12 protein-coding genes and 4 tRNA genes are annotated in these 16,101 nt (G+C 56.9%); 15 read left to right on the top strand and 1 reads right to left on the bottom strand.

The genetic code is table 11. From position 1 onward, the window contains the following. The first annotated feature begins 53 nt into the window (after positions 1 to 53). The 14 genes from V8J88_RS20125 to V8J88_RS20060 all read left to right on the top strand — a co-directional run bounded on the left by V8J88_RS20125 (position 54) and on the right by V8J88_RS20060 (position 14,855). Positions 54 to 139, top strand: a tRNA-Tyr gene (locus V8J88_RS20125). A 50-nt stretch (positions 140 to 189) separates the two neighbouring features. Then, positions 190 to 263: transfer RNA gene (locus tag V8J88_RS20120), tRNA-Gly, on the top strand. Positions 264 to 340: 77 nt separating this feature from the next. After that, positions 341 to 415 (top strand) — tRNA-Thr (locus tag V8J88_RS20115). Positions 416 to 486: 71 nt separating this feature from the next. After that, entirely contained in the window at positions 487 to 1,671 is a 1,185-nt protein-coding gene (gene tuf, locus V8J88_RS20110; RefSeq protein WP_338846043.1) for an elongation factor Tu, read from the top strand. 54 nt (positions 1,672 to 1,725) lie between these two features. After that, positions 1,726 to 1,801 (top strand) — tRNA-Trp (locus tag V8J88_RS20105). A 32-nt stretch (positions 1,802 to 1,833) separates the two neighbouring features. Further along, the gene (gene secE, locus V8J88_RS20100) at positions 1,834 to 2,217 is read left to right on the top strand and encodes a preprotein translocase subunit SecE (RefSeq protein WP_338846042.1); all 384 of its coding nucleotides are present in this window, start codon (positions 1,834 to 1,836) and stop codon (positions 2,215 to 2,217) included. Next, a complete protein-coding gene (gene nusG, locus V8J88_RS20095) occupies positions 2,214 to 2,810 on the top strand; it encodes a transcription termination/antitermination protein NusG (RefSeq protein WP_338846041.1) in 597 nt (198 codons plus the stop codon). Before secE ends, nusG begins: the two co-directional genes overlap by 4 nt. Before the next feature lie 122 nt (positions 2,811 to 2,932). After that, positions 2,933 to 3,364 (top strand): 50S ribosomal protein L11, encoded by a 432-nt coding sequence (gene rplK / locus V8J88_RS20090; RefSeq protein WP_338846040.1) that lies wholly within the window; start codon positions 2,933 to 2,935, stop codon positions 3,362 to 3,364. Between the two features lies 1 nt (position 3,365). After that, entirely contained in the window at positions 3,366 to 4,061 is a 696-nt protein-coding gene (gene rplA, locus V8J88_RS20085; protein ID WP_338846038.1) for a 50S ribosomal protein L1, read from the top strand. 274 nt (positions 4,062 to 4,335) lie between these two features. Further along, positions 4,336 to 4,836 carry a 50S ribosomal protein L10 gene (gene rplJ / locus V8J88_RS20080; protein WP_338846037.1) on the top strand — a complete coding sequence of 167 codons (501 nt, stop codon included), beginning with the start codon at positions 4,336 to 4,338 and terminating at the stop codon, positions 4,834 to 4,836. Positions 4,837 to 4,899: 63 nt separating this feature from the next. Continuing rightward, positions 4,900 to 5,274, top strand: a complete 375-nt coding sequence (gene rplL, locus V8J88_RS20075; RefSeq protein ID WP_338846036.1) for a 50S ribosomal protein L7/L12 — start codon at positions 4,900 to 4,902, stop codon at positions 5,272 to 5,274. A 211-nt stretch (positions 5,275 to 5,485) separates the two neighbouring features. Beyond that, positions 5,486 to 9,589, top strand: coding sequence for a DNA-directed RNA polymerase subunit beta (rpoB, locus tag V8J88_RS20070; protein ID WP_338846035.1), 4,104 nt, complete (start codon positions 5,486 to 5,488; stop codon positions 9,587 to 9,589). A 90-nt stretch (positions 9,590 to 9,679) separates the two neighbouring features. Continuing rightward, entirely contained in the window at positions 9,680 to 13,915 is a 4,236-nt protein-coding gene (gene rpoC / locus V8J88_RS20065) for a DNA-directed RNA polymerase subunit beta' (RefSeq protein ID WP_338846034.1), read from the top strand. A gap of 220 nt (positions 13,916 to 14,135) precedes the next feature. After that, the gene (locus V8J88_RS20060; protein ID WP_338846033.1) at positions 14,136 to 14,855 is read left to right on the top strand and encodes a hypothetical protein; all 720 of its coding nucleotides are present in this window, start codon (positions 14,136 to 14,138) and stop codon (positions 14,853 to 14,855) included. Positions 14,856 to 14,947: 92 nt separating this feature from the next. On the opposite strand, the gene V8J88_RS20055 is transcribed toward V8J88_RS20060, so the two are convergent. Beyond that, positions 14,948 to 15,307 (bottom strand): DUF4189 domain-containing protein, encoded by a 360-nt coding sequence (locus V8J88_RS20055; RefSeq protein ID WP_338846032.1) that lies wholly within the window; start codon positions 15,305 to 15,307, stop codon positions 14,948 to 14,950. A 154-nt stretch (positions 15,308 to 15,461) separates the two neighbouring features. Here V8J88_RS20055 and V8J88_RS20050 point away from each other — a divergent pair, with 154 nt between their 5' ends. Continuing rightward, positions 15,462 to 15,965 carry a TlpA disulfide reductase family protein gene (locus tag V8J88_RS20050; protein ID WP_338846031.1) on the top strand — a complete coding sequence of 168 codons (504 nt, stop codon included), beginning with the start codon at positions 15,462 to 15,464 and terminating at the stop codon, positions 15,963 to 15,965. Positions 15,966 to 16,101 lie beyond the last annotated feature (136 nt).

Genomic DNA, 16,101 nt, shown 5'->3' with positions numbered 1-16,101 from the left:
GATAAAACGCTTGACAGCATTTTTGAATATCTTCATAATCTGCGGTTCTGTATGGAGGGGTGGCCGAGTGGTTAAAGGCAGCAGACTGTAAATCTGCCCTCTTATGAGTACGATGGTTCGAATCCGTCCCCCTCCACCAAGAATTTTTCATCGGCGCAAAGTGCAACCGGATGAAAGGGATGCCTCGCGGCGGGTGTAGCTCAATGGTAGAGCAGAAGCCTTCCAAGCTTACGACGAGGGTTCGATTCCCTTCACCCGCTCCAGTTCTTTGCGTCGTTGTTTTGGATGTTGATTTTGTGAGACTCGCTGCGATAGCGAAGGCGCGCAAAAGCAAAGTAATGCCCTTGTAGCTCAGTGGTAGAGCACTCCCTTGGTAAGGGAGAGGTCACGTGTTCAATCCACGTCAAGGGCACCATCGTTTTGAAACTGGTGTTTATGGTCGGGCGGCGTGCCTGAATAATCTCATCGAATCGTTAGGAGTCGAAAATGGCAAAGGAAAAGTTTGAGCGGACAAAACCGCACGTCAATGTCGGCACGATTGGCCACGTCGATCATGGTAAAACCACGCTGACCGCGGCAATCTCCGCTGTGCTGGCCAAGACCTATGGCGGCACTGCAACCGAGTTTGACAAGATTGACGCAGCGCCGGAAGAAAAAGCGCGCGGCATCACCATCAACACCGCTCACATCGAATACGAAACCGCTGGCCGTCACTACGCTCACGTTGACTGCCCGGGTCACGCCGACTACATCAAGAACATGATTACCGGCGCTGCGCAGATGGATGGCGCAATCCTGGTGGTGGCTGCTACTGACGGCCCGATGCCGCAAACCCGTGAGCACATCCTGTTGGCCCGTCAGGTGGGCGTGCCTTACATCATCGTGTTCCTGAACAAGTGCGATCTGGTTGACGATGAAGAGTTGCTGGAACTGGTCGAAATGGAAGTGCGCGAGCTGCTGTCCAAGTACGACTTCCCGGGCGACGATCTGCCGGTGATCCGTGGCGCAGCGCGTCCGGCACTGGAAGGTGATGCCAAGTGGGAAGCCAAGATCATCGAACTGGGCAACGCTCTGGACTCCTACATTCCGCAACCGGAACGCGCTGTTGACGGCGCATTCCTGATGCCGGTGGAAGACGTGTTCTCGATCTCTGGCCGTGGCACCGTGGTGACCGGTCGTGTGGAACGCGGCATCATCAAAGTCGGCGAAGAAATCGAAATCGTGGGTATCCGCGACACCGCCAAAACCACTTGCACCGGCGTAGAAATGTTCCGCAAGCTGCTGGATCAAGGTCAAGCTGGCGACAACGTTGGTCTGCTGCTGCGCGGCACCAAGCGTGAAGACGTGGAGCGTGGTCAAGTGCTGGCTAAGCCGGGTTCGATCACTCCGCACACCAAGTTCACCAGCGAAGTGTACGTTCTGTCGAAAGACGAAGGTGGTCGTCACACCCCGTTCTTCTCGAACTACCGTCCGCAGTTCTATTTCCGCACCACCGACGTGACTGGCGCCATCCAGTTGCCGGAAGGTAAAGAAATGGTGATGCCGGGTGACAACGTGGGTATCACTGTCACCCTGATCAACCCGATCGCGATGGAAGAAGGCCTGCGTTTCGCAATCCGTGAAGGTGGCCGTACTGTTGGCGCCGGCGTGGTTGCCAAGATCATCGAGTAATCGGTATCAGTTTTAATCCAGCCCCGGGGATTGTCCGGGGCAAGCAATCAACCTAGGGGTATAGCTCAATTGGCAGAGCGTCGGTCTCCAAAACCGAAGGTTGGGGGTTCGATTCCCTCTGCCCCTGCCACAAAAATGGCGTCAAGCGCCGAAAGTGTACGTATGTCGAACCAATCCGTTGAGACCGTAACGCCGTCTAGTGACAAGATTAAGGTCAGTTTGGCGTTGGTGTTCGCGATTGCGGGCATCGTCGCTTTTTATTTCCTCGCAGGATCTCCAACTTGGCAGCGCTCTTTGCCCCTGTTTGGCGGCTTGGTGTTGGCCGTTGGCATTCTGTGGACATCCGGCCCGGGCCGGAACTTCCTTTCTTTCGCCAAAGAATCTGTTCGTGAGACGCGCAAAGTCGTTTGGCCTTCACGCAAAGAAGCGATGCAAGTCACCGCAGTGGTTTTTGCCTTTGTGTTTGTGATGTCGCTGTTCTTGTGGGGTGTTGACAAGATTCTGGAGTATGTGCTTTACGACTTGATTCTGGGTTGGAAAAAATGACTGAAAACCTGCAAGAAGACCAAACCGCCGCTCCGGCGGTTAGTGCTTATACGCCGACCGGTAACAAGCGCTGGTATGTGGTGCATGTCTATTCCGGTATGGAAAAAAGCGTGCAACGCGCGCTGGTTGAGCGCGTAGAGCGCGCCGGCATGCAAGAACAATTCGGCCAGATTCTGGTTCCCATCGAAGAAGTGGTGGAAGTCAAGAATGGTCATAAGTCGGTTTCTGAGCGCCGTTTCCTGCCTGGCTATGTGCTGGTGGAAATGGAAATGACGGATGAAACCTGGCACTTGGTGAAAAACACCGCGAAAGTGACTGGCTTCATTGGCGGCAAGTCGAATAAGCCGACGCCTGTGCCGACCCGTGAAATCGAACGCATCATGCAACAAATGCAGGATGGCATCGAGAAGCCGCGTCCCAAAGTGCTGTACGAAGTGGGCGAAATGGTGCGCATCAAGGATGGCCCGTTCACCGATTTCAACGGCAATGTCGAAGAAGTCAATTACGAAAAATCGAAAGTGCGCGTATCGGTCACAATTTTTGGCCGCGCCACTCCGGTCGAACTTGAATTCGGCCAGGTCGAGAAAGTATAAGCAAGAACATTGGCCGCCTGGTGCGGCCTGCTGTACGCCCGTCGGAGCGTTAAATCCGGTAGAGGAGCCTTGCGGGAAGCCAAGCCTGCAAGGCGCTATCACTCATTTCAACAGGAGCCATCATGGCAAAGAAAATTATTGGCTTTATCAAGCTGCAAGTGCCAGCTGGTAAAGCAAATCCTTCCCCGCCGATCGGTCCGGCGCTCGGTCAACGCGGTTTGAACATCATGGAATTCTGCAAAGCATTCAATGCGCAGACCCAAGGTATGGAACCCGGCATGCCGATCCCGGTGGTGATCACCGCTTTCGCCGACAAGTCTTTCTCTTTCGTGATGAAGACGCCGCCGGCAACTTATCTGATCAAGAAATTTGCCAACGTGCAAAAAGGTTCTTCCCGCCCGCACACCGACAAGGTTGGTTCCCTGACCCGTGCGCAAGCCGAAGAAATCGCCAAGATCAAAACCCCGGATCTGACTGCTGCTGACATGGACGCCGCTGTGCGCACCATCGCCGGTTCCGCACGTTCGATCGGTATCAAGGTGGAGGGTCTGTAAAATGGCAAAAGTATCCAAACGCGTAAAAGCGCAAAAAGCCAAGGTTGACCGCACCAAGTCCTATGAATTCACCGCCGCTGTGGCGCTGGTGAAGGAATGCGCAACCGCCAAATTCAATGAATCCATCGACGTTGCTGTGCAACTCGGCGTGGATCCGAAGAAATCCGACCAAGTGGTGCGCGGCTCTGTCGTGCTGCCGGCTGGTACTGGCAAATCCGTGCGTGTGGCAGTGTTCGCCACCGGCGACAAAGCTGAAGCGGCGAAAGCTGCCGGCGCTGATGTGGTCGGTATGGAAGATCTGGCAGAACGCGTCAAAGCCGGCGACATGCCGTTTGACATCGTGATTGCTTCCCCGGACACCATGCGTATCGTCGGCACCCTGGGTCAAATCCTGGGCCCGCGCGGTTTGATGCCGAACCCGAAGGTTGGCACAGTGACCCCGGACGTGGCGACTGCTGTGAAGAACGCCAAGGCTGGTCAGGTGCAATATCGTACCGACAAGTCGGGCATCATTCACGCCACCATTGGCCGCAAGTCTTTCACCGAAGACCAGCTGAAGTCGAACCTGATGGCGCTGATCGAAGCGCTGAACAAGGCCAAGCCGGCTTCCAGCAAAGGCGTGTACATGCGCCGCGTGTCGCTGTCCTCGACCATGGGCATCGGCGTGCGTGTTGATCACGCTGCTCTGGCTGCGTAATAAATTTAAAGCCCCGGTATGGCGCAAGCCAGGCCGGGCGTTGCTTTGGGCCAGTGCTGCAGTATGAGCATTGGACAATCAAAGACCGTTGGGGCGGGCGCAACACGCAAACGCTTAAACGCTGGCTTCAGCAGCGCCCAACGCAGATGGTGTACCCGAACGAATGTAGTAGCACTGCGTATCAATCTGTTGCGACAGTGGAACTCCTGAACGTCGGACGCCGTGTTCGAAACGGTGTGGGATGTAAATCTCATACCACTTTTGGAGGTTGACCGTGAGTCTCGATCTGAATGGCAAGAAGGCCGTCGTTGAAGAAGTGTCTGCACATGTTGCAAAGGCACAGACCATCGCCGTAGCCGAATATCGTGGCATCCAGGTGAGTCACTTGACGCAACTGCGCGCAAAAGCGCGTGCCCAGGGCGTGTACCTGCGCGTGTTGAAAAACACGCTCGCTCGTCGCGCTGTGGATGGCACGCAATTCGCCAACCTGTCCTCTGAAATGACCGGTCCGTTGATCTATGCGATCTCGGAAGATGCAGTGGCTGCAGCTAAAGTCCTCGCTGACTTTGCTAAAACCAATGACAAACTGGTTGTGAAGGCAGGTAACTACGCAGGCAAACAGCTGGACAAGGCAGGCGTGATCGCCCTGGCCAGCATTCCGAGCCGTGAAGTGCTGCTGTCCCAATTGTTGGGCGTTATGCAAGCTCCGGTGTCGGCATTTGCGCGTGGTTTGGCTGCTTTGGCGGCACAGAAGGGCGAAGGCGTCGAGGCTTAATGCCTTTTGCCTTTCCCTCGTCAATACTTACTGGATTTATACTGAATTAATTAGGAGTTTCAAATGGCAATCAGCAAGGAAGATATCCTGGAAGCAGTCGGCGCAATGTCCGTGATGGAATTGCATGAACTGGTGAAAGCTTTCGAAGAAAAATTTGGCGTGTCCGCAGCTGCTATGGCAGCTCCGGCAGCTGGCGGCGGCGCTGCTGCTGCAGCAGTTGAAGAGCAAACCGAATTCACCGTGATCCTGTCCGAAATCGGCGCTAACAAAGTTGGCGTGATTAAGGCAGTGCGTGAAATCACCGGCCTGGGTCTGAAGGAAGCCAAAGACCTGGTGGACGGCGCTCCGAAGCCTGTTAAGGAAGGCCTGGCCAAGGCTGACGCTGAAGCCGCTAAGAAGAAGCTGGAAGAAGCTGGCGCTAAAGCCGATCTGAAGTAATATTTGCTGGAAAAAGTGGCGCGTCCCGCGACGCGCCTGAGCCAAAGTCTGGAACCTGCTCGCAAGAGAGGGGGAACGGCTTTGGCTCCTTTGTCGTTTGGAAAACCGGGCAACGCGGGAATCGCCTGGCGCAATACGAGAAGGGTAAAGACTTGAGATGTCCATCCTGACATCTGAAATCTCTATCCTTCCTGTCACTCACGGAGTGTTCATGCACTACTCATTTACTGAGAAGAAGCGTATCCGCAAGTCGTTCGCGAAACGCGCTAACGTTCACCAGGTACCGTTCCTGTTGGCAACCCAGCTTGAGTCGTATACGGGTTTCCTGCAAGCGGAGCGCGCCCCATCCCAACGTAAGAATGAGGGATTGCAATCGGCTTTCTCCTCGATTTTCCCTATCGTCTCGCACAATGGTTTTGCGCGGCTGGAGTTTCTCTCTTACGTACTGGGTGATCCTCCGTTTGACGTGAAGGAATGCCAACAACGTGGCTTGACCTTTGCGTCGCCGTTGCGCGCCCGCGTGCGTCTGGTGATCCTGGATAAGGATTCGCCGACCAAACCGGTCGTGAAAGAAATGAAGGAGCAGGAAGTCTATATGGGCGAATTGCCTTTGATGACTTCGACCGGCTCATTCGTGATTAACGGGACAGAGCGTGTGATTGTATCGCAGTTGCACCGCTCGCCTGGCGTGTTTTTCGAGCACGATCGCGGCAAAACCCACTCCTCGGGCAAGCTGCTGTTCTCCGCGCGTATCATTCCTTATCGCGGTTCCTGGCTCGACTTTGAATTCGATCCCAAGGATATTCTGTACTTCCGCGTTGACCGTCGCCGCAAGATGCCAGTGACCATCCTGCTCAAAGCGATTGGCATGACGCCGGAACAGATCCTGGCGCATTTCTTCATGTTCGATAATTTCATGCTGCGTTCGGAAGGCGCAGAAATGGAATTCATCTCCGAACGTCTGCGTGGCGAAGTGGCGCGTTTTGACATCGTTGACAAAACCGGCAAAACCATCGTCACCAAGGACAAGCGTATCAATTCGCGCCATGTGCGCGACATCCAGAACGCCGGCATCAAATACATCTCCGTACCGGAAGATTATTTGCTGGGCCGCGTGCTGGCCACGAATGTGGTCAGCCCGGATGGCGAAGTGGTGGCCAACGCCAATGATGAGTTGACCGATGAACTGTTGGCGCGTCTGCGCGAAGCGCGCGTGACCGACATCCAGACCTTGTACACCAACGATCTGGATCAGGGCGGCTATATCTCGCAAACCCTGCGCACTGACGACACCGCTGACCAGGTGGCCGCCAAGATTGCGATTTATCGCATGATGCGCCCGGGCGAACCGCCGACCGAAGAATCGGTGGAAGCGCTGTTCAACGGCCTGTTCTACAGCGCCGAGCGTTACGACCTGTCGGCAGTGGGCCGCATGAAGTTCAACCGCCGCATTGGCCGCGATGAACTGACCGGCGACATGACTCTGTCGAACGATGACATTCTGGCCGTGATCAAGATTCTGGTTGAGCTGCGCAATGGCCGTGGCGAAATCGACGATATCGACCATTTGGGCAATCGCCGCGTGCGTTGCGTCGGCGAATTGGCGGAAAACCAATTCCGCGCCGGTCTGGTGCGTGTCGAACGCGCAGTCAAGGAACGTCTGGGCCAGGCCGAGACCGACAACCTGATGCCGCACGACCTGATCAACAGCAAACCGATCTCTGCCGCGATCCGTGAATTCTTCGGCTCTTCCCAGCTGTCGCAATTTATGGACCAAACCAATCCGCTGTCGGAAATCACCCACAAGCGCCGCGTCTCCGCACTCGGCCCGGGCGGTTTGACGCGTGAACGCGCCGGCTTCGAGGTGCGCGACGTGCACCCGACCCACTATGGCCGCGTGTGCCCGATTGAAACCCCGGAAGGCCCGAACATTGGCTTGATCAACTCGCTGGCGCTGTACGCCCGCTTGAACGAATATGGTTTCCTGGAAACCCCGTATCGTAAAGTGGAAAACACCGCCGTGACCGATCAGATCGACTTCCTGTCGGCGATTGAAGAAGGGCGCTACGTGATCGCGCAGGCGAACGCCACCATTAACAATGAGGGCAAGCTGTGCGACGAACTGGTGTCCTCGCGTCAAGCAGGTGAAACCATTCTGGTCTCGCCGGAGCGCGTGCAGTACATGGACGTGGCCCCGGGGCAGGTGGTGTCGGTGGCGGCGTCGCTGATTCCTTTCCTTGAGCACGATGACGCGAACCGCGCATTGATGGGCGCCAACATGCAACGCCAGGCCGTGCCTTGCTTGCGTCCGGAAAAAGCGCTGGTCGGCACCGGCATCGAACGCACGGTGGCGGTTGACTCCGGCACCACCGTGCAAGCGACCCGTGGCGGCGTGGTGGACTACATCGACGCAGGCCGCGTCGTGATCCGCGTCAACGACGAGGAAGCGGTGGCGGGTGAAGTCGGCGTGGACATCTACAACCTGATCAAATACACCCGTTCCAACCAGAACACCAATATCAACCAGCGTCCTATCGTCAAAGTGGGCGACCGCGTGGCCAAGGGCGACGTGATTGCTGACGGCGCTTCGACCGACCTGGGCGAATTGGCGCTGGGGCAAAACATGCTGGTGGCGTTCATGCCGTGGAACGGTTTGAACTTCGAAGACTCGATTTTGATCTCGGAAAAAGTGGTGGAACACGACCGCTACACCTCGATCCATATCGAAGAACTGTCCGTGGTGGCGCGCGACACCAAACTGGGGCCGGAAGAAATCACCCGCGATATCTCCAATCTGGCCGAAAACCAGCTGGCGCGTCTGGATGAATCCGGCATCGTGTACATCGGCGCTGAAGTGCAAGCCGGCGACGTGCTGGTCGGTAAAGTGACGCCGAAGGGCGAAACCCAGCTGACCCCGGAAGAAAAACTGCTGCGCGCGATCTTCGGCGAAAAAGCCTCCGACGTGAAAGACACCTCGCTGCGCGTGCCGTCCGGCATGGTGGGCACCGTGATCGACGTGCAAGTCTTCACCCGCGAAGGCATCCAGCGTGACAAGCGCGCGCAACAGATCATCGACGATGAACTCAAGCGCTATCGCCTCGACCTGAACGACCAGATGCGTATTGTGGAAGGCGACGCCTTCCAGCGTTTGGAACGGATGTTGCTCGGTAAAGTTGTCAACGGCGGGCCGAAGAAACTGGCCAAGGGCGCCAAGATCACCAAGGAATACCTGGACGATCTGGACCGCTACCACTGGTTCGACATCCGCCCGGCGGATGACGATCTGGCCACCGCGCTGGAAGCGATCAAAGAATCGATCAATGAAAAGCGTCACCAATTCGATCTGGCGTTTGAAGAAAAACGCAAGAAGCTGACCCAGGGCGACGAGTTGCAACCTGGCGTGCAGAAGATGGTGAAGGTGTATCTGGCTGTGAAACGCCGCCTGCAATCGGGCGACAAGATGGCAGGCCGCCACGGTAACAAGGGTGTGGTCTCGCGTATTGTGCCGGTGGAAGACATGCCGTACATGGCTGATGGCACCACTGCCGACATCGTGCTGAACCCGCTGGGCGTGCCGTCGCGTATGAACGTCGGTCAGATTCTGGAAACCCACTTGGGCTGGGCCGCGAAAGGTCTGGGCTGGCGTATCAATGATATGTTGAAAGCCAAGGCCGAAGTGGAGCGCGTGCGTGAATTCCTGACCACGATCTACAACGAAACCGGTCGCGCCGAAGAGCTGGATCAGTTCAGCGATGAGGAAATCATGCATCTGGCGCATAACCTGCGCAATGGCGTGCCGTTCGCCACCCCGGTGTTCGACGGCGCCAATGAAGAGGAAATCCGCCGCATGCTGGATCTGGCCTATCCGGACCCGATCGCCAAGAAGCTGGGCATGACGCCGTCCAAGAATCAGGTCACGATGTACGATGGCCGCACCGGCGAAGCGTTCGAGCGCAACGTCACCGTGGGCTATATGCACGTGCTGAAACTGCACCATCTGGTGGACGACAAGATGCATGCACGCTCCACCGGCCCGTACTCGCTGGTGACCCAGCAGCCGTTGGGCGGTAAAGCGCAGTTCGGCGGTCAGCGCTTCGGTGAGATGGAAGTCTGGGCGCTGGAAGCGTATGGCGCCTCGTATGTGCTGCAGGAAATGTTGACCGTCAAGTCGGACGACGTGAATGGCCGTACCAAAGTGTATGAGAACCTGGTCAAGGGCGACCATGTGATCGACGCCGGCATGCCGGAATCCTTCAACGTGTTGGTGAAGGAAATCCGCTCGCTCGGTATCGATATCGACCTTGAGCGCGAGTAATTGCGCGATCACCCTGCGCCGCAAGGCGCAGGGCATTAGTACCGTATGAATTCATGCGCTATAGCGCATTCACGCCTTGTGGAGTGATACATGAAAGCCCTGCTCGATCTGTTCAAGCAAGTTCAGCAAACTGAAGTTTTCGACGCCATCAAAATCGGCCTGGCGTCGCCTGAGAAAATCCGTTCCTGGTCGTATGGCGAAGTCAAAAAGCCGGAAACCATTAACTACCGTACTTTCAAGCCGGAGCGCGATGGCCTGTTTTGCGCCAAAATCTTCGGCCCGATCAAAGACTATGAATGCCTGTGCGGCAAATACAAACGCCTGAAACATCGCGGCGTGATTTGCGAAAAGTGCGGTGTGGAAGTGACCCTGGCCAAAGTGCGCCGTGAGCGCATGGGCCATATCGAACTGGCTTCGCCGGTCGCCCACATCTGGTTCCTGAAGTCCCTGCCCTCCCGTCTGGGCATGGTGCTGGACATGACCCTGCGCGACATTGAACGCGTACTGTACTTTGAAGCTTATGTGGTGACCGATCCCGGCATGACGCCGCTGAAAAAGTGCCAGATCATGTCCGAAGACGACTACGCCGCCAAGTATGAAGAATACGGCGACGACTTCACCGCCATGATGGGCGCGGAAGGCATTCGCGAACTGTTGCGCTCGATCGACATCGACCGCGACGCGGAAGCCCTGCGCGTCGAACTGCGTGAATCCAAGTCTGAAGCCAAGATCAAGAAATACGCCAAGCGTCTGAAAGTGCTGGAAGCATTCCAGCGCTCCGGCATCAAGCCGGACTGGATGATTATGGAAGTGCTGCCGGTGTTGCCGCCGGAACTGCGTCCGCTGGTGCCGCTGGACGGTGGCCGTTTCGCCACCTCTGACCTGAATGATTTGTATCGCCGCGTGATCAACCGCAACAACCGTCTGAAACGTCTGATGGAATTGCGCGCACCAGAAATCATCACCCGCAATGAAAAGCGCATGCTGCAAGAAGCAGTTGACTCGCTGCTGGACAATGGCCGTCGCGGCAAAGCGATGACCGGCGCCAACAAGCGTCCGCTGAAATCGCTGGCTGAAATGATCAAAGGTAAGGGCGGCCGTTTCCGTCAAAACCTGCTGGGTAAGCGCGTTGACTACTCTGGCCGTTCGGTGATTGTGGTGGGCCCGCAGCTCAAATTGCATCAATGCGGTCTGCCGAAATTGATGGCGCTGGAATTGTTCAAACCCTTCATCTTCAACAAACTGGAGTTGATGGGTCTGGCGACCACGATTAAAGCCGCCAAGAAACTGGTGGAAATCCAGGAACCGGTGGTGTGGGACATTCTGGAAGAAGTGATCCGCGAACATCCGGTGATGTTGAACCGTGCGCCGACCCTGCACCGTCTGGGCATTCAAGCGTTTGAACCGGTGCTGATCGAAGGTAAAGCAATTCAGCTGCACCCGCTGGTGTGCGCGGCATTCAATGCTGACTTCGACGGCGACCAGATGGCAGTTCACGTCCCGCTCTCGATTGAAGCGCAAATGGAAGCACGCGCCTTGATGATGGCCTCCAACAATATTCTGTTCCCGTCCAACGGCGAACCGTCTATCGTGCCGTCGCAGGATATCGTGCTGGGTCTGTACTACGCCACCCGCGAACGCATCAACGGCAAGGGCGAAGGCATGATGTTTACCGACGTCGCCGAAGTGCTGCGCGCCTGGGACAACAAGGAAGTGGAGCTGACCAGCCGCATCACCGTGCGCATTATCGAAAACCCGCGTGACCCGGTGACGCGCGAATTCGTGCGCACCGAAACCCGCTATGAAACCACGGTGGGCCGTGCGATTTTGTCGGAAATTCTGCCCAAGGGCTTGCCGTTCTCGGTCTTGAACCGCGCCCTGAAGAAGAAAGAAATTTCCAAGCTGATCAACACCTCGTTCCGCAAGTGCGGCCTGCATGCGACTGTGATTTTCGCCGACAAGCTGATGCAATCCGGCTTCCGTCTGGCGATCCGCGCCGGCATCTCGATTTGCGTGGACGATATGCTGGTGCCGACGCAAAAAGTGAAGCTGATCAGCGCTGCTGAACACGAAGTCAAGCAGATCGAACAGCAATACGCTTCCGGTCTGGTGACCGCCGGCGAACGCTACAACAAGGTGGTGGACATCTGGGGCAAGGCCGGTGACGAAGTCGGCAAGGCGATGATGGATCATCTCAAAGTGGAGCCTGTCACCAAACGCGACGGCACGGAATCGCATCAAGAATCGTTCAACTCGATTTACATGATGGCCGACTCCGGCGCGCGCGGCAGCGCGGCGCAGATCCGTCAGCTGGCCGGTATGCGCGGCCTGATGGCGAAGCCGGACGGCTCGATTATTGAAACGCCGATTACCGCGAACTTCCGCGAAGGTCTGAACGTGTTGCAGTACTTCATCTCGACCCACGGCGCGCGTAAAGGTCTGGCGGATACCGCATTGAAGACCGCGAACTCCGGTTACCTGACCCGCCGTCTGGTGGACGTGACCCAGGATCTGGTGGTGATCGAAGAAGATTGCGGCACCATGAACGGCTCCTCGATGAAGGCGCTGGTCGAAGGCGGTGAAGTGATTGAAGCGCTGCGTGACCGTATTCTGGGCCGCGTTGCCGCTACCGACGTCATCAACCCGGAAACCCAGGCTACCCTGTACCCGGCCGGCACGCTGCTGGACGAAGACATGGTGGAAGAGATCGAACGTCTGTCCATCGACGAAGTGAAAGTGCGCACCGCGCTGACCTGCGAAACCCGCTACGGTCTGTGCGCCAAGTGCTATGGCCGCGATCTGGGCCGTGGCCAGCTGGTCAACGTCGGCGAAGCCGTCGGTGTGGTGGCGGCGCAGTCGATCGGCGAACCGGGCACCCAGCTGACCATGCGTACCTTCCACATCGGTGGTGCGGCATCGCGTGCGGCAGTCGCCTCCTCGGTTGAAGCCAAGTCCAACGGCGTGATCCGTTTCACCGCCACCATGCGTTATGTGACGAATGGCAAGGGCAACCAGATCGTGATTTCGCGTTCCGGCGAAGTGCTGATCACCGACGACCATGGCCGTGAGCGTGAACGTCATAAAGTGCCGTACGGCGCGACCCTGAACGTCAAAGACGGCATGCAAGTCAAGGCCGGCGCCGCACTCGCCACCTGGGACCCGCTGACCCGTCCGATCATTACCGAATACGCCGGCACCGTGCGTTTCGAGAATGTGGAAGAAGGCGTCACCGTGGCCCGTCAGGAAGACGAAAACACCGGTATCTCGACCCTGGTGGTGATCGACGCCAAGAGCCGCAGCACCTCCACCAAGAGCATGCGTCCGCAGGTGAAACTGTTGAACGACGCCGGCGAAGAAGTGAAGATTGCCGGCACCGAACACTCGGTGACGATCGGCTTCCAGGTGGGCGCGCTGATCACCGTGAAAGACGGTCAGCAAGTCTCGGTGGGTGAAGTGTTGGCGCGTATTCCGACCGAATCGCAAAAAACCCGTGACATTACCGGCGGTCTGCCGCGTGTGGCCGAATTGTTTGAAGCGCGTTCCCCGAAAGACGCCGGCATGCTGGCGGAAGTCACCGGTACGGTGGCCTTCGGTAAAGAAACCAAGGGCAAGCAGCGCTTGGAAATCACCGACATGGACGGCAACAAGCATGAGTTCCTGATCACCAAGGACAAGCAAGTGCTGGTGCATGACGGCCAGGTGGTGAACAAGGGTGAAATGATTGTGGACGGCCCGGCTGATCCGCAAGACATTCTGCGCTTGCTGGGTATCGACGCGCTGGCGCGCTACATCGTTGACGAAGTGCAGGACGTGTACCGTCTGCAAGGCGTGAAGATCAATGACAAGCACATTGAAGTGATTGTGCGTCAGATGCTGCGCCGCGTGCAGATCACCGACGCCGGCGACACCAACTACATCGTTGGCGAGCAGGTGGAACGCTCCGAGCTGCTGGACGAAAACGACCGCGTCAACGCTTTGGCCAAGATCCCGGCCAACTACGAAAACGTGTTGCTGGGTATTACCAAGGCCAGCTTGTCCACTGACTCCTTCATTTCGGCGGCATCGTTCCAGGAAACCACGCGCGTGCTGACCGAAGCGGCGATCATGGGCAAGAAAGACAGCCTGCGCGGCTTGAAGGAAAACGTGATTGTGGGCCGACTGATTCCAGCCGGCACCGGTCTGGCCTTCCACCGTGCGCGCAAGGAAAAGGAAAACTGGGAAGCCGAAGAGCGCCATGCCGTGCTCCAGGCCGAACGCCTGGCGCGCGCAGAATCAGAAATCGCCGAAGCGACCGGCATGTCCGGTTTTGGCGGCGACGATCACTGATTGTCTTGAGCAGAAAAGAGAACGGGGGCGCAAGCCCCCGTTTTTTTATTCCTGTCAAACCAGCGCCAAGAATGTAAATTGATGTGTGAAGTCTTATCTCCGGAGCAGGCCATCCTTGCCAAGCTGGCAATGCTCATTGTGAACGGCAAGCCCTTGCGCCCGGCTATTGTGGCAATCTGCTGAACTGTTATCATGACCGCATACCATTGCGGGCTTTGTCATGATTCCCTATATTTATTTGTTGCTTCCTGTCTGCGTGCTGGCGATTGCGCTCGGTATGCGCCTGTGGCGTTTGCGCCGCCAGCGTCAGCAGCGTCAGCGCCAGCACTTCATCCGCCATTACCAATTCCCCGCCGCATTGTTTGGCAAAATGCGCCAGCATATTCCACACTTGGATCAGGCCAGCTACCTGGCGCTGTGCGCCGCATTGCGTCAATTTTTTCTGGCTTGCAGCAACGCGCCCGGACAGCAATTGGAGATGCCATCGCAAGCCGTGGATTTGCTGTGGCATGAATTTATTTTATGCACCCGGCAATACGAAGACTTTTGTCAGCGTGCTTTCGGACGTTTCTTACATCATGCCCCAGCCGGCAGCGGCGCAGATGGCGCCATCCTGCCCAGCTGGCGCAGCGCATGCGCCGCTGAAAATATCAACCCGCAGCAGCCGGAACGCATGCCATCCCTGTTTGCGCTGGATGACAGACTGGGATTGGCGGCGCCGATTTTATGGAGTGTGGCCGCCGGCAGTTTGTTGCGCAGCGGGGCCGATGGCCATACCCAGCATTATTCCCTGGCGCATGCCTATCACCCCGGCGCCTTGGAAAGCCTGGGCGCCATCGATTCCGCCGCAGCATGCAGTGATTACAGCGGTGGCGCAGATTGCAGCAGCGACAGTGGCGGCAGTTGCAGTGGGGGCGGGTGCAGCGGAGGGAGTGATTGAATCTGCTTGTCGCAAAAGAGTGAACAGAGGTCATAAAGCGCGGCGCAATCGTCGTGCAGCAGTGTGATTGCGCCGCCTGTTATGGGCCGGCTTTAACGCTCACATTCCGCCACCACCACCTTGCAGCTGTTCGAGCCGCACATCTTCAACGCATCACTGGTGGCCTTGGACTTGGTGGCGCCCCAGCCATAGCCATAATGGCGGGCCGATGCGGCATACGCGCCACAGGTTTCAAACCACACCACAGCGCGGCAATTGTCGCCGTTCTGGCGGCAATAATTCAGCGCCACCCGTTCTGCGGTTTGCCGATTTGGTTGGCGCACGGAGAAGCCATAAGCCGGTTCCGAGAGCGATTGATCATCATCAACCGCAATGGCCCCGACCGCCAGGGCAGGCAGTGGCGACAGGCAAGCGAGCAGCAGGACCATGCAATTCGTGCGCAGACTTTTCATGCTGATTCCTTTCCAGGGTGAAAAACGTCAAATGGGACGGGCTTGTTTCAAGTTAGCAGGGACTTGCCGCCAGTCAAGATGAATTAATGGGGCCCTGCAATCCGGCGCGATTTTGCGTATCATGCGCAGCACAGGTTTTTTCGGGATGGATGCAATGCAGACAAAAAAATTGGTATTACCCTTGTTGACTGTATTACTGGTGGCAGGCGCAGGCCTGTGGGGCTATCAAAGCCTGACCGCGCGACAAGCCGCGCCGCATGTCGAATACACCAATTTACAGGGCAAAAAATTTGACAGCGCCAGCCTGCGCGGCAAGGTGGTGATGGTCAATTTTTGGGCCACATCCTGCGCTTCCTGCGTGCGGGAAATGCCGCAGATGGTTGAAACCTGGCAAAAATACAATCCGCGCGGCCTTGAGTTCGTTGCCGTGGCGATGCAATACGATCCGCCGAATTACGTCATCAACTACGCCGAAACGCGCAAATTGCCATTTCATGTCGCGCTCGACTACAAAGGCGAGTTGGCCAAAGCCTTTGGCAATGTCAGTATGACCCCGACCACCTTCGTGATTGATAAACAGGGCCGTATCGTCAAGCGCTATGTGGGCGAACCGTCGTTTGCCGAATTGCATCAATTATTGGAAAAAGAATTAGCGTAACGATCGTGGCAGCTGGCGCGCAGATCTAAAGCCGCCAGCAGAAATTGCCAACGGCCTCGGCATCGTCGTCCCCGTCCCCGGATGTTGTTATCGGGGACTCCGGGGCCTTATTTCTGCGCTCATGGCCATTGCATAT

The sequence above is a fragment of the Massilia sp. W12 genome (assembly GCF_037300705.1).
Classification (GTDB): Bacteria; Pseudomonadota; Gammaproteobacteria; order Burkholderiales; family Burkholderiaceae_D; genus JACPVY01.
Note: the sequence above shows the minus strand (reverse complement) of the source record. Positions and strands in the feature narration are given on the sequence as shown.